This is a genomic window from Xenorhabdus indica (genome assembly GCF_014467235.1).
Taxonomy (GTDB): Bacteria; Pseudomonadota; Gammaproteobacteria; order Enterobacterales; family Enterobacteriaceae; genus Xenorhabdus; species Xenorhabdus indica.
Genome location: NZ_NKHP01000019.1, coordinates 16,150 through 42,773 on the forward strand (window position 1 = coordinate 16,150; position 26,624 = coordinate 42,773).

Here is a 26,624-nt window from a genome sequence, read left to right on the forward strand (position 1 = left end):
TGAATTAAAGTAAATTAATAGGGGGAGGTAATGTAGGAGAGTATTATTCAGCCAATGAATAATATTCATTGGCTGAAAATTTATTGCTAAAAACTTATTATCTAAAACTTGATGAATAAGATATTAAGCAACAATTGGCGCGCGCCAGTCGTCAGCACCAGAAGTACCAGCAGTAGTGTGTTCCCACTCGATCTTACGGTAAGAGAGAGAAACACGAACCAGCTGAGTGAATTCAGATTTTGCCGGATCCTGGCAGTGTGGCATTTTGCAGTCGATGTCAACGATAGTTGCATCTATCAGTTTAGTCGTAAAGAAATGCTCTTGTTTACCTTCGATAGAAGTACGATACCACTTCAGTTCTACAGTTGTTAACATTTCGCCGGAAGCCAGTGCGTTGTAAAGCAGAGGAACTGCTTTATTCAGTGCAACGGTGAAGCGGAATGGTTTATGTGCACGCTGACCAGAAGGCTGACCAGATTGTGGATCAGTTGGAACAGTAACAATGTGGTCAAATTCTTGAACCAGCATTTCGTCTTCGTGACCCTGAACAAAGATATTGCCTACTGATTCAGCAGTGAATGCGCCAGCAGTGATATTACCCTGAGTTTTTCCGTTGATGGAAATATAACATGGAGTTGGCATATGAATATCCTATAAAAATTTACCAATATAAGTGTAAGTGCTCATTCCTTGCGTGATTATTCCATTCATTGATGAAATAAAATTAGCGATGCCGAACACTCGGGGCGAATAATAAAGCTGAAATTGTCTAATGCAAAGTTATTTGTAAATTGCAACGCGAGTTCAAATTCAATGACAAATAAAAATTTTATAATCATTGCCGTTGTGATATTTATGACTGAGTTTTTATAAAAAGCAAGATTGTTTTTCTGTATAAAAATTAATCTTCATATTTTTGATTTATATAATTAATTGATAAATAATGTGTTTTAATTTTTAAATCATATGATTTTTATGATCATTTATAAAGTGTGATGTACGTCAAAAATATGAGTTGGATAAGATTTTTAATGGAGAACAATTAATCTAAATAAATAAAAAATATACTTGATAATAATGATAGGACACAAACTTGCAGACTATATTTTATTCATAATATATGAAAAATATTACCTTATATACAATTGACAGGTAATCGGTCTGTATACTCTTATGGAGAGTAAAGACAAAGTTTTATCTATTTTGCAAGGGGAAAATATTTATAAGTTTCTAGAAAACACGATAAAAGTACTAAAAGCCAGAATAGAGGGTGTTATCAATAAGTGTTTTGGCTTTACATCAAAAAAATAAAGTGTCAAACTCGCTATTGACGATTTTTTATATCGATGTTACTTCCATGATTGGATAGAATATCTCTGTATCTTTATCTATATGCTGATATATAAAAATCTATTTGTTCCTGCAAATACAGTTGTCTTCCGCAGCCTATTTCTTTAGGAAAGCCTGCTGCATTTGTTATACGGTTAAACATTGTAATTATTCTCTTTCCAATAATGGGTTGTTAGACAGTTCATGGTTGTATTAGCCAAAGGGTTGAAATATGAGTAAGAATAGTCCTGGTAGCGTAGCTCCGAAAGAAAGAATTAATATTAAATATGTTCCTAATACTGGCGACCAGACCGCAGAAGTTGAATTACCTCTGAATCTTCTGGTTATTGGTGACTTGAAAGGAAAGAAAGAAGATACGCCAATTGAAGAACGACAGACCGTTTCCGTTAATAAAAATAATTTTAATGCGGTAATGAATGAGGCGAACATCAACCTGACTTTTAACGTCCCTAATCGCCTTGAAGAAAATAGTGAAGAAGATCTACCAGTTAATCTGGAAATTAAATCACTGAGTGATTTCTCACCGGATAATATCGCTAAGAAGGTACCAGAGCTGAATAAACTGCTGGAACTGCGTGAAGCATTAGTTGCATTAAAAGGCCCTCTGGGAAATATCCCTGCATTTCGCGCTCGCTTGCAGTCACTGCTGGATGATGAATCCGTTCGTGAGCAACTCCTGAAAGAACTTGAAATCATCAATAAAAAATAACTCGTTAAAGGAATTTTAAATGGCTCAGCACGAAGAAAACAGCACAGCACTTGCTTCTGGCGCAACGACTTCTCTGCTTGATGAAATCATGTCTCAAGCGAGGATGACTCCTGAAAATGATGGCTATTACATTGCAAAACAGGGTGTAGCAGCTTTTATTGGCAGCATTCTGGACACAGGCTCTAACGAAGAACCGATCAACAAACTTCTCGTTGATAAAATGATCGTTGAGCTTGATAAAAAGCTGAGTGAGCAGATGGATGAAATCATGCACGCTAAGCCGTTGCAGGAGCTGGAATCTTCCTGGCGTTCACTGAAAATGCTGGTGGATCGCACTGATTTTCGTGAGAACATCAAAATCAACGTGATTCATGCGACTAAAGATGAATTGTTGGAAGACTTTGAATTCTCTCCTGAAATCATCCAATCCGGTTTCTATAAACATGTTTATTCTGCGGGTTACGGCCAGTTCGGTGGTGAACCTGTTGCTGCCGTTGTTGGTAACTATGCTTTCAGCAACACCACGCCTGACATCAAATTGATGCAGTATGTCAGTTCGGTCGGTGCAATGGCTCATGCGCCATTCCTGTCTTCTGTTTCACCAGAATTCTTTGGTGTTAACAGCTTTACTGATCTGCCGGCTATCAAAGATCTAAAATCTGTATTTGAAGGCCCTTCACACACCAAATGGCGTTCATTGCGTGAGTCAGAAGATTCCCGCTACCTGGGCTTAACTGCGCCACGTTTCCTGCTGCGTCTGCCATATTCCACCGTTGAAAATCCAATCAAAAACTTCAACTATCAGGAAAATGTCAGCCGTGACCACGAACACTATCTGTGGGGGAACACTGCGTATCTGTTGGCAAGTTGTTTGACTGACAGCTTCGCTAAATATCGCTGGTGTCCGAACATCATCGGTCCACAAAGTGGTGGGGCAGTAAACGATCTGCCGGTCCATCTGTATGAAGCAATGGGCCAGATTCAGGCGAAGATCCCAACTGAAGTACTGATCACTGACCGTCGTGAATTCGAACTGGCGGAAGAAGGCTTCATTACTCTGACTATGCGTAAAGGTAGTGATAACGCTGCATTCTTCTCTGCAAACTCGGTTCAGAAACCAAAAATTTTCCCAAATACCCGCGAAGGGAAAATTGCGGAAACCAACTACAAGTTGGGCACTCAGTTGCCATACATGTTCATCATCAACCGCCTGGCACACTACATCAAAGTCTTGCAACGTGAGCAGATCGGTTCCTGGAAAGAGCGCCAGGATCTGGAACGCGAACTGAACATGTGGCTGAAACAGTACATTGCTGATCAGGAAAACCCACCGACTGACGTTCGTAGCCGCCGCCCACTGCGCGCTGCTGAAATCAAGGTATTGGACGTTGAAGGCGATCCAGGCTGGTATCAGGTGGCAATGCAGGTTCGCCCACACTTCAAATACATGGGTGCAAGTTTCGAACTGTCTCTGGTCGGACGTTTGGATAAGGAATAATCATGGCTGCGCTGTACAGTTGGAACAGAGGCAGCTCTGCCAGTCTGTTCGAGCGCATTCAAGGGAAGAGCCTCGGCTCTTCCCGTCAGTCAAGGATGCGTGCACTGCTTGATTCTATTAAGAAGCATTTGAACGAAGTGCTGAATACGCGCCCTGGTGCCTGCCAGAGTGCCATTGAATTGGGTGTCATTGATCTCAATGATGCAACCGCAACGTCAGTGGATTTCAAGCAAAGTATCGAATGGGCGATAGAAGAGTGCATCAGAAATTATGAGCCCAGAATATCAGCGGTTTCTGTCAGTGCCATCAATGATGATTCAGATCCGTTGTTATTGAGCTTTCATATCAGTGCTGAGGTTTCCCTGGATGATATCAACGATGTTGTCGAATTCAGCATCCAGTTGGATAACAACCGGCGCTATTGCCTGGAGCGAACTCAATAAATGTCATTTGAAAAATATTTCAGAGATGAGCTGAACTATTTGCGACAACTGGGGAAAGAAGCCGCAGTTGAGCGTCCTCATCTTGCCGCATTTCTGTCTGAACAAGGCTCTGATCCTGACGTTGAACGTTTGCTTGAAGGTTTTGCATTTCTGACAGGCAATCTGCGGGCAAAGATTGACGATCAGTTCCCTGAACTGACTCACGGCTTGCTTAATATGCTCTGGCCTAATTATCTGCGTCCGACGCCCAGTATGACCATCATCGAATATACTCCTGATGAGAGTGTTGTGACAAAAGCAACACAGGTTAAGCGCGGCACACAGATTATGAGTAATCCGCTGTCAACTCATGATGATATTTACTCGAACGACCATTCTTTGAATGGACAATCGAGTGGCAAAAGAGACGATCATAGCCGCTGCACTTTTACATTGTGCCGCGATGTCTGGCTTTTTCCTCTCTCCATTCAGGACATTTCCGTTAATAACAGTAATGAGCAAGGGATTATTGGCCTGAATTTTGCGTCGAAAACGGAACTGAACCTGCATGAACTGGAACTGGGTAAATTGCGGTTCTATCTGAGTGGCGATGACTATACCACTTCTCAACTCTATTTCTGGCTCTGCTATTACTTCAGAAAAGCGGAATTGGTTATTGGTGATACGGTCATTCCTCTGCCAGATTTTGACTTTGTACCGGTCGGATTCGAACGGGAAGATGCCCTGTTGCCTTATCCTAAAAATGCTTATATGGGATATCGCATTTTGCAGGAATATTTCTGTTTTGCGGAAAGTTTTCTGTTTTTTGACGTTAAGGGATTCCCTGAACTGTCTGAAGATCTCAAAACCAAAGATTTCAAACTGAATTTATATTTTTCTCAGGCGTTACCCCCAGAAGCTAAGATTCGCCACGATACTTTCCGCCTGCACTGTACGCCGGCTATTAATCTGTTTCCGATGGACAGTGAAGCGATTGAACTGAATGGCAGTCAGACGGAATACCCACTGAAGGCCAGTTATAGCTTTCCGGATAACTACGATATCTTTTCTGTAGATGGTGTTGAAAGTTGGCTGACGGGAGAAAATGGAGAACGCAGTCGGGCACGTATCGGTGAACGGGTTTACACCCCGTTTGAAAGTTTCAATCATCAGATTGATAACGAAAATGAACACTCAATGCGCTATTACCGTCTGCGAGTGAAAGAGTCACCTTTCCGCAGAGGATTGGAACATTTCATCTCATTTGTACGTGGCGATGAATCAGACCTGCTCAGGCTCAAATTAAAAGAAAACGTCTCTATCAGCCTGACGTGTACCAACCGTGAATTGCCGTTACAGCTTCGTGTCGGCGACATTAATTACCCCTCTATCGGCAGCCCGTCATTTGCGACATTCCGCAATATCACGCGTCCGTCAGTACCGCTTTATCCGTTGCTGGATGGTGGTCTGCACTGGTCGTTGCTGTCAAATATGTCGCTGAACTACATGTCATTGCTGGATAAGAATGCGCTGAAACAGGTTCTGCGTACTTACGATTTCCCAAGTATTCACAACCGACAGTCCAAACGATCATCACAGAAACGGCTTGATGCCATTGAAAAGATTGAGACAGAGCCAACAGATCGCCTGTTCCGCGGCCATCCTGTGCGTGGATTGCGTTCTACTTTGTATATCCGGCAACAGGCATTCAGTTCGGAAGGTGAGCTGTATCTGTTCAGTACGATTCTGTCACGGTTTTTCTCACTGTATGCCAGCGTCAACGCTTTTCATATGTTGAAGGTAATCAATTTAGATAATCAGGAATGTTATGAATGGCCGGTACAGATAGGTCAACACTCGTTGATGTAATCACTGAGCAAGATCCTGCCACACCACTGGCATTGGACATCTCACGATACAACTTTTATCAACTGGTCGAATTGCTCAATCAGTTGGCGGTAGCGTGGGAAAAAACCGGGGAGACGGATCGGCCTGATCGTGAATCTGTCCGTTTTAAATCCAATGCCAGTCTGGCATTTCCTACTCGTGATGTGATTGCACTGAAGCAATCCAGGCAAGGGTATTTTGAGCTGGAAGTCTCTTTCATGGGGCTACATGGCAGCCAATCTCCTATGCCGGGTTATTACCTGGATTCACTGGCGTGGGAAGACGCACAGGGCGAAAACCGACTGACGGATTTCCTCAATCTGTTTAATCACCGCTTAATCACGCTCTTGCACCAGATTTGGCGGAAATACCGCTATTACATCTGCTTTAAGCAAGGCGGGGAAGATAGCTTCTCTCAGCGCATGTTCTCGCTGGTGGGATTGGGAAGTGATGTCAACCGCCGGATGCTGAACATCAACCACAGCAAAATGCTGGCGTATGCCGGGTTGTTGGCAAGCCCCGGTCGTTCACCGGAAGTGATCTGCAGCCTGGTTTCCCACTGTTTTGATTTGCAGGATGTCACTTTGCACGGCTGGCAATTCAGAAAAGTCATCATCCCCGTTGATCAACAGAATCGACTGGGTGGCACGAATAAAGGGCAAAAGATTGGTGATACCGAACTGTCCGTATTGGGGCAGAACTTCACCATCGGATCATGGATCGGGGATTACAGCGGAAAGTTTCTGCTCAGTATCAACAATCTGGCCCGTGATCGGTTCCTGTCATTTCTGCCGGACGGGAAGAACTATCTCCCGTTAGTGATGTTTATCTCTTTCGTCATGCGCAGCCAGTTTGCCTGGGAATTGCGTCTTGGCCTGGCGGAAAATCAGGTTAGTGGCATGGTGTTGGGGGCGAAGCAGAATAACCATCTGGGGTGGACCAGCTTTCTTGGTGAGCCAGAAAAGAAACCCTCTGTCACAATTTCAGTTATGGAATAACGACTATGGAAAAATATCAACCAACGCTTTCATTGCGGGTGCTCAACAGTGAGCAACTAGAGAGTGGTCGAGCCGCCAGTTACCAGTTTTCGACACAGGGCGGTACGGTCGGCAGCAGTGAAAGTCACTTGTGGTCTGTTCAGGACAGCCAGGGCAATATCCAGCCGTCACAATTCTCCATTCAATGGCGTGATGGTTCATTCTGCCTGCAAGTGCTTGCTGAGCCGGTACAGATAAATAATGCCCCATTAACACCGCAATCCGGTCTGATCCGTTTGCAACAGGGAGATCAGATTAAAGCGGGTAACTTGTCCATCAAGATCCACATCAGTTTTTCTGAATCGGATCAGGTTGATCCTTCGACAGTATCACCGGAGGCGCTGGTTTCCAGTTACAGAAATCCGCTGGATGCCATGATGGAAGGTGTATCGCTGCAAAAATCCGCGTTTGCCAGAGATGACAGTATTGCGCCAACCGTCATGCACCGTTTCAGCGATGATCCTCTCAGAGTACTTGATAGTGAGAGTCTGACTACGTTGCAACCACAGGTTGAAGCCGATGATACGGAGCAGCTTTTGCCGCCGGATCATTATCAATCCCCCCCATTTGCTAACCCTATTTCTGATAACCGAGGCAGTGTTATGGATCAGGAGTTTCTTGACTTACCGGATATCGCTTCCGAGCGGCAGTACGAAGATATGGATGTTGATCATGTCGCCATTACCCCTTTGATGCGTGGGCTGGATACGCAGTTGCCTCTGCATGACACACAGCAGGCCAACGATTTTCTGCAAGAGATGGGTAAGACCATGAAAGCGGCAATCGAAGGGCTATTAGCGCTCCAGCGTGAACAGCACGGATTACGTGATAAACAGCTTCGTCCTATTGAGGATAACCCACTACGTCTGAATATGGATTACGACACCACCATGCAGGTGATGTTTTCCGAGCAGAAAAGTCCGGTACACCTGTCAGCACCCGCTGCTGTAGCAGAAAGCTTGCATAATCTGCAACTGCATTATCAGGCCAACCGGACAGCGATTTCCGCGGCGTTGGATACCATGCTGGAAGCCTTTTCCCCTGAACAATTACTCCGCAGATTTTCACATTATCGCCGTAGTAATGAGGTCAGGAACAAAGATGCGTCCTGGGCGTGGGAAATGTACACCAACTATTACCGCGAATTAGCTTCCAGCCGCCAGCAGGGGTTTGAAAAGTTATTCCGCGAGGTGTACGAGCAGGCTTATGACCGCGCACTGCGTCAGGGCTTAGAGGACACCAGTGATGAAACGTTCCGGTAGTCAGCGCATATGGACCACAGGGATCTTATTACTGTCAGTGATGTTACTGAACGGCTGTAGCAGCGCATGGAACGCCACTAAAAAAGTTGGGCAGGTCATTTGGGACCCTTCCACTCCTGTGGGAAGGCCGAGTGAACAAGCCTCAATCGCCAACATCACATTGCTGGCTGAACCCGATATCAACCCCAATGAAAGTGGTGAACCAGCGCCTGTTGAGATGAATCTGGTTTATCTCAGTGAAGATTCGCGTTTTCTGGCTGCCGACTATGACCAGCTTGAAAGTGACAAGCTCGAAAAAGCACTGGGGAAAAACTACATCGATCATCAGGATTACACCCTGTTACCGGGGCAATATAAGCCGCTGGAAACAATCACATTGGAAAAGAAGAACCGTTACATCGGTGTCATCGTTCATTATGCAGGCGTCAATCAGTCTGAATGGAAAAAGATCATCCGGGTAAAAGACATGGGTCGCCATTACAACATTTTGGTGCATGTCAGAAATAACGACGTCGAACTTAGAAAAGAGGAGGAAGAGTAATCATGCCAGGAAAAAATCGGGTGATTTGGCACGAAGGATTATTCATCAAGCCACAACATTTCCAACAACAACAAAAACACAATGATTATCTGGCTCATAGTCTTGTCTCCGTGTTAACAGCGTACGGTCATGGTTTCAGCTCCGTGAGTATCAATGATGATTTGCTCAAACTAGGACGCATCGGTATCACCGAAGCCAGCGGTATCATGCCGGACGGTACGGTATTTTCAGCACCGAGTCAGGATCTGCTGCCAAAACCGCTGGATATTGAAAATATCAATGATCTGAAAAGTAAAGACGTCTATCTGGCATTACCGATGTCCAGCGATACCATTCGTGAAGTGGCTGATCGGGATGCTGAGATTCAAAGCGCGGTACGTTATCGCGAATTGCCGAGCGATATTCGTGACCTGCATACTAAAGGCGGTGATTCCTCCATTCTTAATCTTGCTCAATTGACTCCGGTATTGATGCAGGGTTCTGAAGATATGAGTGCCTACACTGCCATTCCGCTGTGCCGCATTAAAGAAAAGCAGAAAGATGGCACAATCGTTTTGGATAACGAATTTATCCCAACCTGCCTGTCCATTTTTGTCGCTGATAAACTAAAGCGCTTCATGGTGGAAATTGACGGGTTACTGACAGAACGTTCAAGAACATTGGCGAAACGCATCGGTTCTCCAGGTCAGCAGGGGGTTGCAGATGTGGCAGAATTCATGATGCTTCAACTGTTGAACCGCGTTCAACCTTTGTTCAATCATTATGCTAAACAAACCGTCCTGCACCCGTTGCATCTGTATACCCAATTGATCCAAACCTGTGGTGAACTGAGAACCTTCACGGACGCAAGCCGTCTGCCGGGAAATATTCTGGCCTATGACCACAATAATCTGACAGATACTTTCCAAGACGCCATGCACGCCATCCGCGATGCACTGAACGTTGTTCTGACACCACGTGCAACATCAATTGCCCTGAAACAGAACGAAGGGGGCATTCGTGTCGCAACACTCCACGACAACGACTTGTTGCGCAAAGCCGAATTTGTTCTGGCTATCAGTGCCAGCACACCACAGGAACAGTTGCGTCGTCAGTTCGTACAGCAAACCAAAGTCACGTCTATGGAACGTATCCGTGATCTGGTCAGCGTCCAGTTGCCCGGCGTACCACTGATTGCGTTGTCCGCAGCACCTCGTCAGTTGCCATATCACTCTGGATATACCTATTTCCGTCTGGATCAGAAGAGTCCGGCATGGAAAGAGATCCAGCAGGGCAATTCCATCGCGTTCCACGTATCAGGGGATTTCCCTGACTTAGATATGCAGCTCTGGGCTATCAGGGGCGGTAAGGATTAGTTATGAGGATTAGTCATGAGTGATATCAATGTTGACAGTCCGTCACTGGAAAAATTTGAAAAACAGGCTGAAACGCTGAGAACGTTTCAGCGCCAGTACCAGCTACCGTTACGTGGTGAAAGCCTTAACCCGATGATCGACGCAGCCACGCCTTTACTGGGGATGGTACTGCGTTTGCAGGACATGAGTGATCAGGCACTGCCAGATAAGCTTTACCAACAGGTTGTTACTGACATTCGCGCTATTGAGCAGCTTCTGCAAACTAAAGGTTATGAACCCGGTGCGATTGTTTCATTCCGTTACGTACTGTGTACCTTCATTGATGAAACCGCATTGGGGCACGGTTGGAACAGCCAGAATGGATGGTTGAAGCAATCACTGTTGGTGCACTTCCACAATGAAACTTGGGGCGGTGAGAAAGTCTTTGTGTTGCTCGAACGCCTGATGGGAGAGGCTCAGCGCTACCAGCATCTGCTGGAGTTCATTTACCTCTGCCTCTGTCTTGGTTATCGCGGACGTTACAAAGTCAGTACCCAGAAAAATGATGACTTTGATCGCTTGTTCCGCCGCTTGCAGCAACAGCTTCACTCACTGCGTGGAGAAGTACCGCCGACTACGCTGTATGTCAATATCAACGAGCAAGATACACGCTATCGCCTGAGCAGGCGTTTGAAAATCAAACACCTGCTTGTGATAAGCGTCGGTCTGCTGATTGCGATTTATAGTTTTTATGCCATCCGCCTCGGTGATCAGACTCAAGACATATTAAAGCAGCTAAATAACTTATTAAGATAGGAAGTCGCCATGATTCAGATTGATCTGCCCACTCTTGTAAACCGTTTAAATCCGATGACCCGTCATGCACTGGAAGCGGCGGCGGCATCCTGCGTCAGTCAGCAGCAACCTGAGATCACGGTTGCTCAGCTACTGCTTCAAATGATCGATACACCACTCAGTGATGTGCGTTTGATCCTTAATAAAGCAGACGTCGATAAAGATCTGCTGAAAGAGCAACTCGATCAGGTGGTCACACATCATCAGGCGATTGTACAAACTTATCCGAACTTTTCTCCAATGCTGGTGGAATGGTTACAGGATAGCTGGCTGCTGGCTTCTACTGAGATGCAGCATACCGAACTGCGCAGTGGCGTAATGCTGATTGCCCTGTTGTTTAGCCCTCTGCGCTATCTGGCTCCGCAGTCTGCGCGTCTGCTGGCGGGCATTAACCGTGAACTGCTGCGCCAGAACTTTACTGAATGGACAAATGGTTCTGCCGAACAGCCTTTCAGTGTCAGCGATAAAGAGGGGCAAGGTGTACACCCGGCAAACAGTGACAGCCTGTTGGCGCGTTTTACCCAGAACATGACTGAGCAGGCGCGTCAGGGCAAACTCGATCCGGTACTGTGCCGTGATAATGAAATTGACCTGATGATCGACATTCTTTGCCGCCGCCGTAAAAACAATCCCATCGTTGTGGGTGAGGCGGGTGTAGGTAAAAGTGCCCTGATTGAAGGTTTGGCGCTGCGGATTATCAATGATCGTGTACCGGATAAACTGCGCAACAGCGAATTGCTGACTCTGGATCTCGGTGCGTTGCAGGCAGGGGCCGCAGTCAAAGGTGAGTTTGAAAAACGTTTCAAAGGCATCATGACTGAAATCCATCAATCATCTGTACCGATCATCCTGTTTATCGATGAAGCCCATACCTTGATTGGGGCAGGTAATCAGGCCGGCGGGCTGGATATCTCCAACCTACTGAAACCTGCACTGGCGCGTGGTGAACTGAAAACCATTGCTGCAACGACATGGGGCGAGTACAAAAAATACTTTGAGAAAGATGCGGCATTGTCTCGTCGTTTTCAGTTGGTGAAAGTCTCTGAGCCTAGTGCAGCAGAAGCAACCATCATTATGCGTGGCCTGAGAGCCATCTACGAGCAGGCACATGGTGTTCTGATCGACGATGAAGCACTGAAAGCATCAGCCATATTAAGTGACCGTTATCTCTCTGGTCGTCAATTGCCAGATAAAGCGATTGATGTTCTGGATACCGCTTGCGCCCGCGTAGCGATTAACCTGACATCGCCACCGCGTCAGATTTCTTCCCTGACGACCGAACTTCATCAAATGCAGATGGAAATCGATGTGCTGGAAAGAGAACAACGGATGGGGCTGAACGAACATGCAGAAAGACTGGAAGAGCTGCAAAACCAGCAACAAGAGATCCAGGAACAACTGACCACACTGGAAAGCCATTGGCAGCAACAGCAAGAACTGGTGAAGCAGATCATCGAATTGCGCCGCCAACTGTTATCTGGTGATGAAGCAGAAAAACCTGCGACAGAACCCGCCGATGAACCAGCTTTGATCGAAAAACTGGCTCAACTCAACGCACAATTGGCTGAACTTCAGCAGCAACAAACACTGGTTTCTCCGCATGTGGACAAAACCCAGATTGCCGCTGTTATCGCGGAATGGACAGGGGTTCCGTTGAACCGTCTGTCACAGAGCGAATTATCAATTGTGACTGAATTACCTATCCATTTGGGCCAAAGCATCAAAGGGCAGGAGATTGCTATTCAATACCTGCATAAACACCTGTTGACCGCGCGTGCTGATCTGCGTCGTCCGGGGCGTCCTCTGGGAGCATTCCTGTTGGTAGGGCCAAGTGGTGTCGGCAAAACCGAAACAGTATTGCAACTTGCCGAACTGATGTTTGGTGGCCGTCAGTACCTCACGACAATCAATATGTCTGAGTTTCAGGAGAAACACACGGTTTCACGTCTGATCGGTTCTCCTCCGGGTTATGTGGGATACGGAGAAGGCGGCGTGTTGACCGAAGCTATCCGTCAGAAACCTTATTCCGTTGTCTTGTTGGATGAAGTGGAAAAAGCTCACCCTGATGTCTTGAATCTGTTCTATCAGGCATTCGATAAAGGTGAACTGGCAGATGGTGAAGGCCGTATCATCGACTGTAAAAACGTTGTGTTCTTCCTGACCTCCAATCTGGGTTACCAAACCATTGTTGATTACGCCGAGCAACCAGAGCAGATCAATGATCAGCTTTACCCGGAACTGGCGGCATTCTTCAAACCTGCCCTGCTGGCTCGTATGGAAGTGATCCCTTACTTGCCGCTTGGCCATGAAACGCTGAAGACTATCATTCGGGCCAAGTTGGACAGACTGGACAACCTGTTGTCACAGCGCTTCAACGCGGAAGTCACCATCAGCGATGATGTGGCAGAAGAGATCCTGCAACGCGCTACCCGTGCGGAAAACGGTGCCCGTATGCTGGAATCCATCATTGATGGCGCACTGTTGCCACCGGTTTCACTATTGCTATTGCAGAAAATGGCAACAGGCACCCCAATCAGTGCCATTCGGTTAACCGTGGCAGAGCATGAGTTCCACGCAGAGGTTGAGGAGGCAGAATAATGAAACAGAGGCTGAAAAGCGCGTTAGCGTTATTGGAACATAACACCATTGAACAACTGGTTGACCATTTTTTGCTGGTGAGCCAAAGCTCGCGTTTTGATGCCCTTTTGGTTTTCCTGCTTAACATCAATGAAAACAGGCTGGAATGCTGTAATTTGCCAAACATCAATCTGCCAAACATTAGTCTGCCAGATCTGAACTTACCAGAACATCAGCAAACCAACTCTCGCAAGCTGCATGTGGATATTGATGATGTTAATAACCCATTGATACAAGTGTTGCGTAAGGGAACCCCAACGTTATGGGATTCCCTTAACCACGGGGCACGTATTGACGATATTCACTTCCGCACATTCATTGCAGAGCTGCCGCATAACTGCGGGTTGTATGGTATTCCTCTGTTTGACCACAACGAACAAGCTTGCGGTGTGATTGCCATTTTTGCCGAAAATGTCAGCCATTTTACCAACAATGAAAACATGTTCGGCATCTATTGCCATGTTATGCAGCACCGTCTGAAAAAGTTGCAGGAGCTTGAACAACTGCGTGGGCAGTTACGCCAGATCCGTCAGGTATTTCAGGTCCAGCGCCAAAAAGAAAAACAATTGGATGAACTGCTTGCCTCCCTGAGTGAATCGAAAAACTCAAGGGCAGGCAGTATCTCCGTGGATTACAGTCACATCGATAATCTGCCAAAGGCCATAGAAGAATTTGAAAGTGCCGTGTTGGTTCAACGTCAGCGTCAGTACGGCAATGACACCAGACTGATTGCTCAAAGTCTGGGCATTGCTCAGCGCACGTTGGTTTACAAACTGGCAAAATACGGGTGTAGATTATGAATATTGTTTTAATTATCAGTTCATTACTTGCGTCATTGGCAGGCGATCCCAAACTTGCGGAAATGGCAGGGGAAAAAGAAATCGCAGAGTCCAAGCCACAGGAAGTGGTTGTACAAGAAGTGGTTGTACAACAGGAAAAACAATTAGATGCACTGCAACAATGCCGTTTCGAGCCATCTCCTCTTATCCGGCTGGCATGTTATGACAAGGAGTTGGATAACCTTAAGGTCAATGCCTTGCCAGTGACACTGGAAAACATGGGACCTTTGTGGCGGCAAGCGATGGAGCAGGAAATGCAACGTACCGATTATTCCACTGGTTTCATCGTCACGCAGGGGGAAAACGGTACAACCCGGATAGTCCTGACTACCCCTGCAATCGGGGTTCCGCCACCGCGTCCTGTCTTGATGTTGAGCTGTATTGATCGCATCACCCGTTTGCAGGTAGCTCTGCCTAAACCGGCAGAGTCGGGGGAGGTCACTATCATGACAAACAAAACCCAGTTTAAAACCGAATGGTTCCTGCGGGAACGTGGTTACTTATGGGAATCCAGCCGTGGCTTGCCGGGGATTGATGAAATCAAACGCTTAATGGGCAGCGACCAGATGACTATCACACCAAATCAAGGTAGCCAGATAACCTTTAACATTTCTCAGTTGGAGCAGGCCGCGAAACCATTGCGCGAAGCCTGTCGTTGGTAATCGACATGGATATCAGAACACAATTCGACTGGTTCGGCTCCCTGCTGGCCCCACTGTCCGACGAACAAATTGGCAAAGCTCTGGATGACAATGAGCCCGCATGGGAATTTATTGATGGTGAAATGATTAAATTCGGCTCGCTATCGCATGGCTCGCTGGATATTGGAGAAATCCAGCGACAGGCTCTGCAACTTTTCAGCGAAACCAGCAAAGATTTTCGGTTGATGGTGCACTTGCTGCGAACGCTGCAACACGCAGGGCATCCTGCTGAATTGCTCTTGGCGATGGAGCTGCTGACTGAATACGTGAAAAACTACTGGGAAAAAGCATGGCCAAGCAAGCCGTTGTTAAAGCGCCGTCTTGCACAGCAGGTGATCAAACGATTTGATTCTGCTCAGACAGTCTTTACAGAGCAATCCAGCAAAAATCAACGGAATGATGCTCAAGGAGTATTAGCTCATCTTGCACAGTGCTGGCACGCCAGTGAACCTGATCTGGCAAAAGAAATTGATCAACTGCGTACCCGTTATAACCGTCAGCCAGAAACAGACACAGCACCATTACAGCCTGTTTCTGCGGTATCAACGGCACCCAAAGCGGAGACTGGAGCACATTCATATCAGACAGGTTCACATCAGACAGATTCACATCCGGTAAATGAAATTGCACCGATGCCGGAAGTGGACGTCAATAGCTCCAGCGAAAAAGCGTGGAAGCAGACTCTGATGACGGTTTCTGATTTGCTTTGTGAACGATATCCAGAATCACCTATCGGTTATTGTCTGCGCCGACATGCCGTCTGGCATACCATCACGACGGCACCCATGGCGAATACCACGGGCAAAACACCGTTGGCACCAACTTCTGCTGATCGCACTGCTGATTATTTGTCAAGGTTGCCAACAGCGGATAACAAGCTGCTGACTCAGATTGAGCAGAGCCTGACGCTTGCACCTTACTGGCTGGATGGGCACGCCATTGCAGCTCAGGCAGCGTTACAACTGGGCTATAAAAATGTTGCACAGGCCATTCGTAACGAACTGAATGCGTTTTTAGAACGGTTACCCATATTAAAAACCTTAAATTTTTCCGATATGAGTCCGTTCATTTCTACAGAGACCCTGAATTGGCTGGCACCTGAACCGACTGCATCAACCGGAGGCGGTTCGATGTCCGCTGATCAGGAGGCTATCTGGCAATGTTTCCAGCAACAAGGGCTGGAAGCCGCCCTAAAGATGCTGGAAGAGCACCAGCAACAACTCACGGAACCCCGTGATCAATTCTATGGTCAGTTGCTCAATGCTCAACTTCTTGAAGAAGCCGGCATGACGGCACTGGCACAGCAACATTACCGGAATTTGTTACACACTGGACAACACATGTTATTGACTCAATGGGAACCCGGCTTGCTAACTTTACTGGCTGAAAAAATCCCTTCGCTTGATAAGGATACTGCTTCAAACAGGAGCGTTAACCCATGAAATGGCCCTCTTTGTCATCAATCTCTCAATTGAAATCGGTTTTGCCGGCGCTAGGGAAATTTAAATCCATGCCACGCCTTAAGGCAACAACAGCACTTATTCTGGCGCTTATTCCCTGTCTGCTTCTGATAGCGGTCTGGTGGTGGGGACCGGAATGGAAAATACGTGAAGATTACCCGCTGGAAAGCCTTGCTGCCCGTTGGTTGGCGACGGCCATTATCATTATGGCTGTGCTAGGTTGGATCGGCATGAAAGCATGGCGTCGCTTGCGTCAGCTTGAAAAACTGAACCTTGACGTTGAACTGAAAGTGGTTGATCCGGTACGTGTAGATATTGAATACCAAGACCGTTACCTTGATCACTGGAAATCTCAGTTACAGCGCCACCTGGATTCTTACAACTACCTGTATGAACGTCCGTGGTACATGGTGATCGGTAGCCAACAGAGCGGTAAAACCTCCCTGATTAAGGAAGGTTACAAACTGTCTGAAATTGCTGCACCAGAATATCTGCGTCAGGACGGGGAAATCCCTCTGTTGCTGCGTTGCTGGTTGGGGGAAAAAGCCGTCATCATTGACCCCAGAGGCCGTCTGATTGACCAGCCTATTCCGCTGAACAGTGACAAACCGCAGATCAACAGTCGCTTGTGGGAAGCCCTGCTGAACTGGTTATCGGAAAACCGCCAGCGTCAGCCGCTTAACGGGATTATTCTGACCGTAGATACCTTGCGTTTACTGACGGATAACCGCGAACAACGGGATCGTTACGTACGGGAAATCCACCAACGTTTGCAAGAAATCCGTCTGACTTTCCACAGTCAGTTGCCGCTCTATCTGGTAATGACCAAGATTGACCTGTTGCACGGCTTTGAGGCAATGTACCAGTCACTGGATCGCAAACAGCGTGATCAGATCCTCGGTGTGACTTTCAGTCTCAACAATCACCTTAGCAGCCGTGATGAAAAAGCATGGCGCAGTGAGCTGGAACAATTCTGGCAACAGTGGATGAACAACCTGAACGGTGCAATGCCGGACATGATGCTGAACAGTGTTGATGCCAACCAGCGCAGCGCATTGTTCAGTTTCACCCGTCAGATTCAGGGCCTGCACAGTTATATCGTGCAGATGCTGGAAGACATCCTGTACAACGACGAAAACCATCGTCCGAAGCTGCGCGGAGTTTACCTGACTTCCGCCCATCAGGTGGGACAGATGGACGATATATTTACTCAATCGGCCTCGGCGCAGTATCACCTCGGTACGCAGGCGTTTCCGACATGGCCGACGGGTGACACTTTGCCATACTTCACTCAATCCCTGTTTGAAGACGTATTGCTGGCAGAACCGAATCTGGCGGCAGAAAACCGTATCTGGCTGAGTCGCAATCGCCGCCAGTTGTACACCTTCTCCACGGTTAGTGCACTGGTCATACTGACAATGTGGGGGGGCTGGCATTACTTCTACCAGAAAAACTATCGGGCCGGGGAAGAGGTACTGGCAGAGGCGAAAAAATTCCTCTCTGTACCTGCTCCGAAAGGCGATGACAACTACGGTAGTCTCCAACTACCATTGCTGAACCCGATCCGTGACGCAACACTGGCTTACGGCAACTATTATGAGAACAAATCTTTCCTGACGGATATGGGGTTGTATCAGGGCAGCCGTGTAGGGAAGAAAGTGGAAAACACGTATCTGAATCTGCTGGAGCAGCATTTCCTGCCATCCCTGATGCGTGTTCTGTTGGATGACCTGAATAAGGCACCGACAGGCAGTGAGGAAAAACTCGAAATTCTGCGTGTCATGCGCATGATGGAAGATGAGAGTAAACGTAATAAAGGGTTGGTGGCACAGTATATGCGTGAGCGCTGGAGTAAAGCGTTCTATGGCCAGCGTGATGTGCAGGATGCCCTGCTGACCCACCTGAATTACGCGTTGGATCTTTCTAAATGGAAAGAGAAACGTGATGCAGGCGATAGGGAGGCCATTGATAGCTTCGTTCCGTTTGCGAAACCAATCCGACAGGCTCAGCAGGAACTGAGTACGCTCTCCGTCAAACAACGGGTTTATCAGAACCTGCGTATCAAGGCTCAGGATACTCTGTCAGCGCCTATCAATCTGCGTGATCAGATTGGCCCAAGTTTTGACAGCGTGTTTGTCGCCAGTAACGAAAAACGGTTGGTGATACCTCAGTTCCTGACCCGTCATGGCCTTATGGATTACTTCGTCCAGCAGAGTGATAAGTTGGTAGAGCTGACCGAGATGGATAGTTGGGTGCTGAACTTATCGAAGAATAAAGAACAATACAAAGAGTCGGAGCCGTCACAGCGTAAGGACAATTACAGTAAAGCAGATCGAGAAAGGATCGAGAGTGAAATCACTGAACTGTATCTGGCAGATTACACCGCAACATGGCGGGCAGCAATGAACAACCTCGAAGTCCGTGATTTTGAGGATTTGCCACAGGCTATCAGTGCGATTGAACAGGTGATTAGTGGTGAACAGCCGATCAAACGGGCGTTACAAATCCTGAGCGATAACACCAATCCGCCGATGATCGACAGCTCATTGGGCAACACGGAAAGAAATGCGTTGTTGGAGAAGAAGGATTACAGCTTATTGACAGATATCAGCCGTGGTTTTGCACAGGAAACCGGTGTATTGATTGAGCATGGTGATAAGGGCAGTACATTGCAAAGCGTCTACCAGAAATTGATGGCATTGCATCGTTATCTGCTGGCTATCCAGAATTCACCAACTCCCGGTAAAGCGGCACTGCAAGCAGTTCAGATGCGTTTGGATAAGAACAACAGTGATGCGATTTTTGAAGTACAGCAAATGGCGAAAAATCTGCCTGAGCCATTGGATCGTTGGGTTGGGGAGCTAGCTAATCAGGCGTGGCGTGTGGTGATGATGGAGGCGGTACGCTCACTGGAAGTGGAATGGCAAAATACTGTCGTCAAACAGTACAACACCTATCTGGCTGGCCGTTACCCGTTCAATCCAGATGCTAAAGAAGAAGTACCGTTAAGCGAATTTGAGCGCTTCTTCCGGCCAGACGGCACACTGGATACTTTCTACAAGCAGAGCCTGAAACCGTTTGTGGCGAACAACCTCACTACGGGTACGGATGGTCGTGAATTGATCCGCCCTGACGTGTTGAAACAATTGGAGAATGCGAACCGCATTCGCACCACTTTCTTCTCACCACAAAACGGATTGGGAACCCAGTTTGCCATTGAGCCAGTGAATCTGACCGGCAACAAACGCCGAGCTCTGCTGAACCTTGATGGTCAGTTGGTGGATTATACCCACGGCCGCAGTAATGTTGCGCGTCTGATATGGCCGAACACCATGCGTGCGGGTACAGAAAGTAAGCTGACTCTGATGCCGGACAGAAGCAACCAGGCACCGCGTTCTGTCAGCTATGTGGGGCCGTGGGCGCAATTACGGTTGATTAACAGCGGCAAGCTGACCAACGTTCAACCGGGTTCCTTCGACGTACGCTTTAGCGTAGAGGGGGGTGAGGTGACCTACCGCATCTACGTGGATGAATCGGACAATCCGTTTGCCGGTGGGTTGTTCAGCCAGTTCAAACTGCCGGACACCCTCTATTGAGGTGAAAGTGTGGGTCAGTCTTGAAAGCAAAATTCCCCCTGCCTTCGGGCAGGGGTTTTTTAAGGAGAAAAAACAGACATGAGCGGGCACCCTGAAAATCTCATTATCCGGGCGGGTGGCAGTCCACTGAACTTGCCGGAATTCGCGGTTATCCGCGACGAAATCAATAAAACCAGTCATCCGTCACAACCGGAAGTGAACTGGATGCTGGTGGAATCGCTGTCACTGACCTTGTTCAAAACCAATGGCGTCGATTTACAGACGGCAATTTATTACACATTAGCCAGAATGCAGCTAAACGGACTGGCGGGATTCACCGAGGGCTGTGAATTGCTGGCGGGTGTTATCGTCAGTGAATGGGATGCTTTGTGGCCGCCGCAACCGCAGGTACGTACTGATTTGCTGGAATGGTTCCACAACCGTACCGGTAGCATACTGCGTCAACTGGACTTTGCCGCCAGTGACCTGCGGATGATTTATCGTGCCGAGCGTGCACTCCAGCTTATTGTTGACCGATTACAGCAATCCGATCTGAAACGCCTACCGAGGGTGGAGAACTTACTGTGGTTCTTCCAGAACGCGGCGAAAAAACTGGAAAAACCACGCCAGGCCGCGAAACCGGTACAACAACCGGTACAGATGCCACCACTGGTCTACTTGTCTAAATCCGAATCAGAGCCGGAAACATCACCATCTTCTCTACCGACGCATCCTGAAAGTATTCCGACGGATAACCAACAGAGGGTCAAAGTGCAGTTTCCTGAACAACCGCCGCGCGGCCTGACAGCATGGCAGGGCTTTGGGCTTGGGGCATTGTTGGGGATATTGGTACTGATAGGGTGCTGGTTGCTGCTCTACAAACCGTTACAACAGCAACTGAATGCCATTACAGAACAACCCGCAGGCTCACGGTTGGCGTGGCTTTACCAGCCGGCCTTAACAGACTACTCATTCCAACTTGATCGTTTGGCAGAGACATCTCCACTCGCCACATGGGAGGCTGCCCGGACAGTAACAACAACCGCTGAGAAACAGTGGCCCCAATCGGCAGAGCAGGTTAACGCCACCCGTCACTGGCAACAACAAATGACTGCCCGTATCGACAGCGTACCGTTGAAAGGCAGTTGGTACACCACTCGTGATCAACTCCAGCAACTGGCGGACAAAATTCTGTTGCAGGAACGCACCCGTGGCAGTTTTACCCTCTCTTATCTTAAGACTGCTATTTACGACATCCAGCGCAGCCACGGCAGCGAAGTACCGCTGGAAGAGCTGTTGCGCCAGTTGAGCACCCATGCGGAAAAAGGTGAAGCTGTTCCGCCTGTACTGATGAAAGGAATCGATGACCGTTTTAACGCTCTGCTCGGCCGTTATGACCGCCTGCGTCATGCGATTGAACAGCGTGACCGTGCTGCCAAATAAGTCGGTGGCGGATAAACCAGGGAGAATTTTTGGTGCCACCGGTTAGGCCAACTCGGCCAGCATTTATTTGAATATGATGATGCGGGCCGCATGACGGCCAAGCAGTTCCCGCATTCTCAGCTTGATCTCACTGAGCTGGTCTTGCTGACGCGGGTACTGTTGCCGGATAGCGCGGGTGTCATCACTGTCAGGGATGAGCACCAGACAGCCGTCCATAATTTTGACCGTGAGGGTACAGCCCTTATCAAACCCTGCCGCCTTAAGCCACTGGCCTTTAAGGTGTATTGCGGGCGGGGCTGTGGCCTTGTCATTCTGCGGCACGTATCCCACGGTATAATAACGTTCTGTTTTAGCAGCTTTATTTACCTCGCTATTATTGCAAGGATTGCCAAAAAACTGTCCAAATTAACTATCATTATAATGACTAACCTTCAGTTTTTTGGGCCTCAGCTACCCCAGTCTTCGGCTCTTCCGGCAGCGGTCCTGGTCTCATAATCTGATTAAAACTGTTCCTGAGCTGATTCACATCAACAGCCGCTTCACCTTTAGGTTGCACCAGAATAAATGCCGTTTCCTGAGATAACATCTCTTTCAGTTTTTTGTTCAAAACCTGTGGCGTAAGGGAAGACAAAAACATCTGCCGCAATCTGCGATATTGCTCAGGGGCAATATCTATCACATTATTTTGTTGGGAAAGCAGACGCTGGTTAATCAATATATCCGTGTCTGTACGCGCATATGCTGCAAAGAGGTGCTGAAGCTGAAGGCGTTTCTGATTATACAGTTCATCGAATTGTTTTTGTGGCAATCCGTTTTCACGTAATGACACCAGCGCGGAGGCCAGGTAAAGTGTGGATTCCGTCAATTTATCCGATGATGTGTCCAGATTCAGATAGCAATTCGCCCGCTGGTAAACGACCCGACAATCCAGATCTAATTTTGCGTCATTTTGCTTTTCTTTCAGCCACAATTGTAAGTAACGGTAAAAAGCTTCGCGGGCAAGTTCGTTTGACCAATGCTGAAGTAATGCCTGAGAGTTATTAATCGGTTGCCAGTTCAAATCCCAAACTAAAGAAAGCCGATCTTGTTTAGCTTTATCACTTTTCACTCCCAATACTTCTGCTTTTACTGGCAACAGACTGGGAACAACAACAGGTGTCTGACGTTTGCCTTCTAATGATGAAAATATCTGATTAAGCCGTTCTGGCAATACCCGACTATCAACGTTGCCGGCAACATATAATGTCATTGCATCCGGCGTATACCACTGCCGATAGAATTCTTCGACTTTTTTCACATCTACAGATGTTGATACATGCACTCCGGGATCATGACCAAGCAGGGTCGAACCTTGCAGGCGCATACGCCATGCCGGATCCTGGACATCTGCTGGCAAAGTCGATACCAGATGTTCAGACGTTTTCATAGCCTGAGCCAAAGTCTGTGGCGTAAATACTGCCCCTCCCGCAATATCGGATAACCAGATCAGCGCATCCTGTAATAATTCAGGGCGGTTATTGGGTAAGCTCAGGCTATAGAGAGTAAAATCATATGAAACTATGGCAGGGGGAAGGGGGTTTTTGCTATCTACTGCGTTGTACCACAGATTTTCTAATTTTTGTGAAGATAAATCTTTACTGGAAGATAAGACGATCTTGGGAATAAGGTAGGTGTAACCTTGCTGCTGATTTTTCTCTGCCAAAGAGCCCGTTTTCACCATTAAACGCAACTGTATTTTGTCATTGGGACGTTGTGGAGTTTGCAGGATTTGCCAACTGAACCCATTTTCCAGTTTGCCTTGTTGCCAGGCTGGATCAGGCTGTAAGGTTTCCGCCTGAGCAAAGTAAGTCGTAGCCAGAATGGTGCCACCAATAAGATATCCGATTTTCTTGCCTTGCATTCTTACTTACCCCTACCTATTTAGTTTTATCCTTGTTTGAACCAATAAAAGGCCTCTGGATATTATCACCGAAAATTAGACCTTTATTCACCTTATAAGGTTTCATTTTGATGGAGGTTTTTGCTTATTAACTTGACGATTATAACCTTTCATCAACAACCCCAATTCATCATCTTGGTGATTTTTGGGACAAGGCATAGGGGCAGGAACATGCTCTTCATTCAGTTCTCGTGCGATGTCACGCAACGGATGTATGACGATACGATTTACACACCAACTTATCGACACGGTAAGAATAAGTGCAAGCAATAAATAAGTGGTTAACATTAATGCCAGTGTGTTCAAAGCAAATCGGTACACACGGTTGGAATCAACCTGCAAGATAAGATGCCCCTGCGATGCTATGTCTTTTGATGAAATACCATAAACATGTAAAGGAATATTTAACTCAACCGGAATACCAAAAACCCGCTTTGCCAGTTCAGGTATAGGCCGATGAGTCGCGAAGTCCAAACTCATAATCCGGGAGTTATTCTGCGATATCAGTTCAGCTCGCCCTAAGATGCCCGACGTTTTTAACCCAATCAGTAGCGTTTTCGCTTTATTGAGATCAGATCTCAGCAAAGCATCTGTCAAAGGAGCCTGGATCTGAACTGCTGCATTATTGAGCTGGTTAATATAATCATCTTTTCGTTGCTGCAACAAATGCGATAATTGGATAGTAATGAAAATAGCAAGAGTGACCAAAGTGACTCCTGTCACTGCCGCCATTTGTTTAATGGTTAACGAACGTTTGACTCGCAATTTCATTTTATCCAAACCAATACTTGACCAAAGACTGGCTACCACACCTTAATAATGCGACTGAGTATACTTGATTTTTCTTGCTATCGTCTTGTCTTGATAAATGCAAGTGAGATAAATGACTGCAATATAGTATTTGCTTTTTGTGACGTTCATCCCTTTCATCTTCAAGTTACTGCTTTATTAACTATATTCATTCTCCCCGGTCACATAGGTTTTATGACTGTAACCTTATCCTATAACCTTCAGCTTCCGGGGAGTGACTCATTTAACGTTGTACAGTCACTTGAAGTCCATTCGATATGAATCAGATAACGTTATACTACGATCTGACACAATTATGCAGGTGGATTTGTATTTTGCTCAACGGCAAAGCAGGCAACAAGTCGCTCACCATATTGCTTTAGTTTAGGGTGGAATTGAGTGCATGGGCCAAATGCATGACGGCAACGGGCTGCAAAAGCACACCCCGGAGGTGGATTCATCGGGCTTGGCAATTCCCCTGTCAGTTTGATACGTTCACGCCGCAGTGCCGGATTCAATCGCGGCGTTGCAGACAACAATGCCTGCGTATAAGGATGACGTGGGTTATTGAAAATCGCTTCCTTCGCACCTTTTTCAACACAACGTCCCAAATACATAACCATGACTTCATCGGCAATATGTTCAACCACTGAGAGGTCATGGGAAATAAATACATATGACAGCCCCAATTCCTGCTGTAAGTCCATCATCAGGTTCAAAACCTGCGCCCGTACGGAAACGTCCAGAGCAGAAACTGGCTCATCCGCAATCACCACATCAGGATTTAACATCAACCCACGAGCAATCGCAATGCGCTGACGCTGGCCGCCAGAAAACATATGAGGATAACGCTGGTAATGTTCAGGCTTTAATCCCACCTTTTCCATCATTTCCAGAACTTTTCCCTTGCGTTCAGTCGGTGCCAGTGATGTATTGATAAGCAAAGGTTCTTCCAGAATCTGACCCACTTTTTTACGCGGATTCAAGGATGCGTAAGGATTCTGAAATACGATCTGGATTTTCTGGCGTCGGAGTTTTTCTGCTTTTTTATCTGGTGCTGCCTTATCTGGTAATAGTAAGTCTTGCCCCAAATAATAAAGTTCGCCTTCTGTTGGTTTTTCTATCATGGTCAGCAAACGCCCTAAGGTGGATTTCCCACAACCTGATTCTCCAACAACTGCCAGTGTCTTACCTTTCTCCAGTTCAAATGAGACACCATCCAGTGCCTTTACTATCCTCTCCGGTGAAAATATGCCTGTTTTAACCGAATAATATTTTTTCAGTTCAGTGGCTTTTAGCAAAGGAACCGTGTCTTTTTTCTGCCCGTTTTGTTGTTGAATAACTACTTCTTGAGCACTCATACTGTCGGCCTCCCCTCATCATCCAGTGGCATATGACATTTAACCTGACGTTCTCCAACAACTTTCAATTCCGGCTCTACTTGGCAGCAATGCTCATTGACATAAGGGCAGCGAGGATTGAGCAGACATCCTGTCGGACGGTCATATTTACCCGGCACAACGCCCGGCAACGAAGCCAGACGGGATTTATCTACCGCAAATTCTGGCAATGCCCGCAACAATGCCTGTGTATAAGGATGACGTGGTGCTCTGAATATTTCATCCGACTTACCAATTTCCACTATCTGCCCTGCATACATCACAATAATATGCTGAGCAGCTTCCGCAACCAGAGCCAAATCATGGGTGATCAAGACCAGTGCCATGTTTTCCTGCTGCTGTAACTCCAGTAACAATTCGACGATTTGTGCCTGAATAGTCACATCCAATGCTGTTGTCGGTTCATCAGCAATCAACAGCTTCGGACGACAAGCAATCGCCATCGCGATCATCACACGCTGGCTCATTCCACCTGATAATTGATGCGGATATACATCTAAGCGAGAGGCTGGATCAGGAATTCCTACCTGAGTCAGCAGATCAATGGCTCGTTGATAACGGGTTTTCCGGTTTCCTCCCTGATGGACTTTCAGCGCTTCCATGATCTGATATCCCACAGTGTAACAAGGGTTAAGGCTGGTCATTGGGTCCTGAAAAATCATCGAAATTTCTGCACCAACCAATTGGCGGCGCTCTTTTTCGGAAATTTTTGTCAGATCACAGCCATCAAACTCCAACTTCTTTGCCATGACTTTGCCCGGATAATCTATCAACCCCATAATCGCCAGTGAGCTGACAGATTTGCCCGAACCAGACTCCCCAACAATACCGACAACCTGGCCCTGCTCAACGCTGTAGCTGATACGGTCAACGGCGTGGAATGGTGTATCTTCATCACCGAAGTGCACCGATAATTGGTCTATATTTAACAATGCCATTTCATACC

Annotated in this window: 20 protein-coding genes and 1 pseudogene; 15 read left to right on the top strand and 6 right to left on the bottom strand. The window is 47.1% G+C overall.

Annotated elements, in window-relative coordinates:
- Positions 1-123: 123 nt before the first annotated feature.
- Complete coding sequence (locus Xind_RS14245; protein WP_038269551.1) at positions 124-642, bottom strand: Hcp family type VI secretion system effector; 519 nt, start codon at positions 640-642, stop codon at positions 124-126.
- Positions 643-1,561: 919 nt separating this feature from the next.
- Between Xind_RS14245 and tssB the strand changes: the two genes are divergently transcribed.
- The 15 genes from tssB (at position 1,562) to Xind_RS14320 (ending at position 21,550) form a co-directional block, all read left to right on the top strand.
- On the top strand, positions 1,562-2,059 hold the full coding sequence (gene tssB, locus Xind_RS14250; protein ID WP_038269549.1) for a type VI secretion system contractile sheath small subunit: 498 nt from the start codon (positions 1,562-1,564) through the stop codon (positions 2,057-2,059).
- A gap of 19 nt (positions 2,060-2,078) precedes the next feature.
- The gene (tssC, locus tag Xind_RS14255; RefSeq protein ID WP_047680702.1) at positions 2,079-3,557 is read left to right on the top strand and encodes a type VI secretion system contractile sheath large subunit; all 1,479 of its coding nucleotides are present in this window, start codon (positions 2,079-2,081) and stop codon (positions 3,555-3,557) included.
- 2 nt (positions 3,558-3,559) lie between these two features.
- Positions 3,560-4,000, top strand: coding sequence for a type VI secretion system baseplate subunit TssE (tssE, locus tag Xind_RS14260; RefSeq protein WP_047680699.1), 441 nt, complete (start codon positions 3,560-3,562; stop codon positions 3,998-4,000).
- Positions 4,001-5,848 carry a type VI secretion system baseplate subunit TssF gene (tssF, locus tag Xind_RS14265; RefSeq protein ID WP_047680696.1) on the top strand — a complete coding sequence of 616 codons (1,848 nt, stop codon included), beginning with the start codon at positions 4,001-4,003 and terminating at the stop codon, positions 5,846-5,848.
- The gene (gene tssG, locus Xind_RS14270) at positions 5,812-6,864 is read left to right on the top strand and encodes a type VI secretion system baseplate subunit TssG (RefSeq protein WP_038269541.1); all 1,053 of its coding nucleotides are present in this window, start codon (positions 5,812-5,814) and stop codon (positions 6,862-6,864) included. Before tssF ends, tssG begins: the two co-directional genes overlap by 37 nt.
- A 5-nt stretch (positions 6,865-6,869) precedes the next feature.
- Positions 6,870-8,165 (top strand): type VI secretion system-associated FHA domain protein TagH, encoded by a 1,296-nt coding sequence (gene tagH, locus Xind_RS14275; protein WP_047680693.1) that lies wholly within the window; start codon positions 6,870-6,872, stop codon positions 8,163-8,165.
- Entirely contained in the window at positions 8,149-8,706 is a 558-nt protein-coding gene (tssJ, locus tag Xind_RS14280) for a type VI secretion system lipoprotein TssJ (RefSeq protein WP_047680690.1), read from the top strand. The genes tagH and tssJ overlap by 17 nt, the downstream gene beginning before the upstream one ends.
- 2 nt (positions 8,707-8,708) lie before the next feature.
- A complete protein-coding gene (tssK, locus tag Xind_RS14285) occupies positions 8,709-10,061 on the top strand; it encodes a type VI secretion system baseplate subunit TssK (protein WP_047680687.1) in 1,353 nt (450 codons plus the stop codon).
- A gap of 15 nt (positions 10,062-10,076) precedes the next feature.
- Complete coding sequence (icmH, locus tag Xind_RS14290) at positions 10,077-10,856, top strand: type IVB secretion system protein IcmH/DotU (protein WP_246432563.1); 780 nt, start codon at positions 10,077-10,079, stop codon at positions 10,854-10,856.
- A 9-nt stretch (positions 10,857-10,865) separates the two neighbouring features.
- Positions 10,866-13,493 (top strand): type VI secretion system ATPase TssH, encoded by a 2,628-nt coding sequence (gene tssH, locus Xind_RS14295; protein ID WP_187650320.1) that lies wholly within the window; start codon positions 10,866-10,868, stop codon positions 13,491-13,493.
- Positions 13,493-14,332: a Fis family transcriptional regulator gene (locus Xind_RS14300; RefSeq protein ID WP_047680678.1), complete on the top strand. Its 840-nt coding sequence runs from the start codon at positions 13,493-13,495 to the stop codon at positions 14,330-14,332. Before tssH ends, Xind_RS14300 begins: the two co-directional genes overlap by 1 nt.
- Positions 14,329-15,033, top strand: a complete 705-nt coding sequence (gene vasI, locus Xind_RS14305; protein WP_047680675.1) for a type VI secretion system-associated protein VasI — start codon at positions 14,329-14,331, stop codon at positions 15,031-15,033. Before Xind_RS14300 ends, vasI begins: the two co-directional genes overlap by 4 nt.
- A gap of 5 nt (positions 15,034-15,038) precedes the next feature.
- Positions 15,039-16,514 carry a type VI secretion system protein TssA gene (gene tssA, locus Xind_RS14310; RefSeq protein WP_187650321.1) on the top strand — a complete coding sequence of 492 codons (1,476 nt, stop codon included), beginning with the start codon at positions 15,039-15,041 and terminating at the stop codon, positions 16,512-16,514.
- Positions 16,511-20,128, top strand: a complete 3,618-nt coding sequence (gene tssM / locus Xind_RS14315; protein WP_047680669.1) for a type VI secretion system membrane subunit TssM — start codon at positions 16,511-16,513, stop codon at positions 20,126-20,128. The genes tssA and tssM overlap by 4 nt, the downstream gene beginning before the upstream one ends.
- Before the next feature lie 78 nt (positions 20,129-20,206).
- Entirely contained in the window at positions 20,207-21,550 is a 1,344-nt protein-coding gene (locus tag Xind_RS14320; protein WP_047680667.1) for a VasL domain-containing protein, read from the top strand.
- Positions 21,551-21,613: 63 nt separating this feature from the next.
- Here the strand turns inward: Xind_RS14320 and Xind_RS14325 are convergent.
- From Xind_RS14325 to dppD, 5 genes and pseudogenes are all read right to left on the bottom strand, one after another.
- Positions 21,614-21,883 (bottom strand): annotated as a pseudogene (locus Xind_RS14325) (SymE family type I addiction module toxin); the annotation flags it as partial.
- Positions 21,884-21,974: 91 nt separating this feature from the next.
- Positions 21,975-23,450: an insulinase family protein gene (locus tag Xind_RS14330; RefSeq protein ID WP_047680662.1), complete on the bottom strand. Its 1,476-nt coding sequence runs from the start codon at positions 23,448-23,450 to the stop codon at positions 21,975-21,977.
- A 102-nt stretch (positions 23,451-23,552) separates the two neighbouring features.
- On the bottom strand, positions 23,553-24,260 hold the full coding sequence (locus Xind_RS14335; protein ID WP_187650322.1) for a HAMP domain-containing protein: 708 nt from the start codon (positions 24,258-24,260) through the stop codon (positions 23,553-23,555).
- A 332-nt stretch (positions 24,261-24,592) separates the two neighbouring features.
- Positions 24,593-25,639, bottom strand: coding sequence for a dipeptide ABC transporter ATP-binding subunit DppF (dppF, locus tag Xind_RS14340; RefSeq protein ID WP_047680656.1), 1,047 nt, complete (start codon positions 25,637-25,639; stop codon positions 24,593-24,595).
- On the bottom strand, positions 25,636-26,616 hold the full coding sequence (dppD, locus tag Xind_RS14345) for a dipeptide ABC transporter ATP-binding protein (protein ID WP_187650323.1): 981 nt from the start codon (positions 26,614-26,616) through the stop codon (positions 25,636-25,638). The genes dppF and dppD overlap by 4 nt, the downstream gene beginning before the upstream one ends.
- Positions 26,617-26,624 lie beyond the last annotated feature (8 nt).

What these genes read in the sequence shown, in the direction of transcription:
- Xind_RS14245 (WP_038269551.1), bottom strand. Translation starts at nt 642, where the DNA reads ATGCCAACTCCATGTTATATTTCCATCAACGGAAAAACTCAGGGTAAT.
- tssB (WP_038269549.1), top strand. Translation starts at nt 1,562, where the DNA reads ATGAGTAAGAATAGTCCTGGTAGCGTAGCTCCGAAAGAAAGAATTAAT.
- tssC (WP_047680702.1), top strand. Translation starts at nt 2,079, where the DNA reads ATGGCTCAGCACGAAGAAAACAGCACAGCACTTGCTTCTGGCGCAACG.
- tssE (WP_047680699.1), top strand. Translation starts at nt 3,560, where the DNA reads ATGGCTGCGCTGTACAGTTGGAACAGAGGCAGCTCTGCCAGTCTGTTC.
- tssF (WP_047680696.1), top strand. Translation starts at nt 4,001, where the DNA reads ATGTCATTTGAAAAATATTTCAGAGATGAGCTGAACTATTTGCGACAA.
- tssG (WP_038269541.1), top strand. Translation starts at nt 5,812, where the DNA reads ATGGCCGGTACAGATAGGTCAACACTCGTTGATGTAATCACTGAGCAA.
- tagH (WP_047680693.1), top strand. Translation starts at nt 6,870, where the DNA reads ATGGAAAAATATCAACCAACGCTTTCATTGCGGGTGCTCAACAGTGAG.
- tssJ (WP_047680690.1), top strand. Translation starts at nt 8,149, where the DNA reads ATGAAACGTTCCGGTAGTCAGCGCATATGGACCACAGGGATCTTATTA.
- tssK (WP_047680687.1), top strand. Translation starts at nt 8,709, where the DNA reads ATGCCAGGAAAAAATCGGGTGATTTGGCACGAAGGATTATTCATCAAG.
- icmH (WP_246432563.1), top strand. Translation starts at nt 10,077, where the DNA reads ATGAGTGATATCAATGTTGACAGTCCGTCACTGGAAAAATTTGAAAAA.
- tssH (WP_187650320.1), top strand. Translation starts at nt 10,866, where the DNA reads ATGATTCAGATTGATCTGCCCACTCTTGTAAACCGTTTAAATCCGATG.
- Xind_RS14300 (WP_047680678.1), top strand. Translation starts at nt 13,493, where the DNA reads ATGAAACAGAGGCTGAAAAGCGCGTTAGCGTTATTGGAACATAACACC.
- vasI (WP_047680675.1), top strand. Translation starts at nt 14,329, where the DNA reads ATGAATATTGTTTTAATTATCAGTTCATTACTTGCGTCATTGGCAGGC.
- tssA (WP_187650321.1), top strand. Translation starts at nt 15,039, where the DNA reads ATGGATATCAGAACACAATTCGACTGGTTCGGCTCCCTGCTGGCCCCA.
- tssM (WP_047680669.1), top strand. Translation starts at nt 16,511, where the DNA reads ATGAAATGGCCCTCTTTGTCATCAATCTCTCAATTGAAATCGGTTTTG.
- Xind_RS14320 (WP_047680667.1), top strand. Translation starts at nt 20,207, where the DNA reads ATGAGCGGGCACCCTGAAAATCTCATTATCCGGGCGGGTGGCAGTCCA.
- Xind_RS14330 (WP_047680662.1), bottom strand. Translation starts at nt 23,450, where the DNA reads ATGCAAGGCAAGAAAATCGGATATCTTATTGGTGGCACCATTCTGGCT.
- Xind_RS14335 (WP_187650322.1), bottom strand. Translation starts at nt 24,260, where the DNA reads ATGAAATTGCGAGTCAAACGTTCGTTAACCATTAAACAAATGGCGGCA.
- dppF (WP_047680656.1), bottom strand. Translation starts at nt 25,639, where the DNA reads ATGAGTGCTCAAGAAGTAGTTATTCAACAACAAAACGGGCAGAAAAAA.
- dppD (WP_187650323.1), bottom strand. Translation starts at nt 26,616, where the DNA reads ATGGCATTGTTAAATATAGACCAATTATCGGTGCACTTCGGTGATGAA.